Source organism: Actinoalloteichus spitiensis RMV-1378, from assembly GCF_000239155.1.
GTDB classification, from domain to species: domain Bacteria; phylum Actinomycetota; class Actinomycetes; order Mycobacteriales; family Pseudonocardiaceae; genus Actinoalloteichus_B; species Actinoalloteichus_B spitiensis.
In genome coordinates this window covers 1-1,626 of the sequence record NZ_AGVX02000763.1, presented here as the reverse complement: position 1 = coordinate 1,626, position 1,626 = coordinate 1, and the positions used below count along the sequence as shown (strand labels likewise).

Here is a 1,626-nt window from a genome sequence, read left to right as displayed (position 1 = left end):
GGCTGGCGGCCAGGTCGCCAGCCGGTGGTGCGCCGGGGTTCAGTCCCGCCCGAGCACCTTGAGCAGCACCTCCGGGTGGTCGGTGATCACACCGTCGACCCCGTGGGAGACGGCGGTCCGCATGTCCGCCTCGTCGTTGACGGTCCACACGTTGATCGCCATGCCCAGCTCGTGAACCCGGTCGACCAGGGCGGGATCGGTGTCCCGGAAGCGGGGGTTGGCCTGCTCGGCCCACCTGCTGGCCGCGACGAGCTCCGCGTCGCTGGGACGCGAACCGAAGAGCAGACCCACCGGGACGACACCCAGCCGCCGGTGGAAGGCCCGCATCTGCTCGTGGTCGAAGGACTGCACGACCAGCGTGTCCCCCCGCACGGCGCTCCAGAGGTACCCGGGCATCGACCGCAGCTCGCGGGCGATGTCCGCGCCCAGCCCCGCCACACCCGCGCAGACCTTGACCTCCAGCAGCAGACCGGTCTCCGGGTCCAGCTCGCGGACGGCCTCCCGCAGCGTGGGCACCGGCTCCCCCGCGAACTCCGGGCCGAACCAGGAGCCGGCGTCGAGCTGGGACAGCTCGTCCAGGGTGAAGTCGGCGACGGCGTAGGAGTCCCGCCCCGGGAAGACGTCCTCCACGTCGGTCGTGCGGTTCAGGGTGCAGTCGTGCATGAGCACGATCTCCCCGTCGGCGGTGCGCTGGACGTCGATCTCCACCTGGTCGGCGCCGATCTCGTCCGCCGCCCGGATGGCGGCGAGGGTGTTCTCCGGTGCGGATCCGGAGGCTCCCCGGTGGGCCACGACCTCGGGGCCGACCGCACCGGACACGCTCGAACCCGGGTCCGGGGCCGGCCCGGTCGCGGCGGCGGAGGTGGGGGCGAGCAGCGATGCGCCGACCAGCGCGGCCGCCGCGATCAACCCGCCACGGCCCACCGTGGACCGTCGTGGCCCGGCGGAGCAGCGGTCCCGCCCGGTGTCGTCGCCTTCGGACTGCCAGTGCGCCATGCGATCCCTCCAGAGTGCGGTGGTCTCGGTGGATGGTCACCACCCGGGGTAACCGGAACGTGATCGCGACCCTATCGGCAGTTGACCATCAGCTACCCGCCGCCGGCCGGCGCGCCGCTCGAAGGGCGAGGCGGGTGGTTCCGGGCGAGGCGCCATGCCGGGGCCGGGCCGGAGGGAATCCCCTCCCTCGCGGTCCCGCCGCCGGTCGACCGGTCGCGACCTCCCGATCGCGAAGGGCAGCCTGACCGCCGGGCGCGCCAGGAGCAGCGAGCCGAGGTGGTTCGGTCCGAGCCGGGGTGCCACGGGCCCGGCCCCAGCGCATGAGGAAGGACAGCGGGATCGTGAGCGCCTCGACCGGCACCATCTGGGCCACGGAGGTGTCACGGCGAGCACGGTGGCGGCCGCGGAGTCGGAACCGGACGAGGCCACGGCGGCCAGCGACGACAGGAACGACGAGAGCACCACGACGGCCAGGGCGACGCGGCCCGTCGACGGGACGACCGCCCCGGCGGGGCCGGGGGACGTCGAGCTCGACCTCGCCCCGACGCGCTCGGGCGACGCCGGTCGGGCGGCGACGGGCCCGGGCCCCGGAAGGCACGCCGGAGGCGCGGACGCCCCGCCCGCGCCTCC

At 75.0% G+C, this 1,626-nt stretch carries 1 protein-coding gene and 1 pseudogene; both read right to left on the bottom strand.

The genetic code is table 11. From position 1 onward, the window contains the following. Nucleotides 1-39 precede the first annotated feature (39 nt). Nucleotides 40-996 (bottom strand): glycerophosphodiester phosphodiesterase, encoded by a 957-nt coding sequence (locus tag ACTIDRAF_RS0224970; RefSeq protein WP_016701388.1) that lies wholly within the window; start codon nucleotides 994-996, stop codon nucleotides 40-42. A gap of 225 nt (nucleotides 997-1,221) precedes the next feature. Further along, nucleotides 1,222-1,476: pseudogene (locus ACTIDRAF_RS35620) on the bottom strand (carbohydrate ABC transporter permease); the annotation flags it as partial. Nucleotides 1,477-1,626 lie beyond the last annotated feature (150 nt).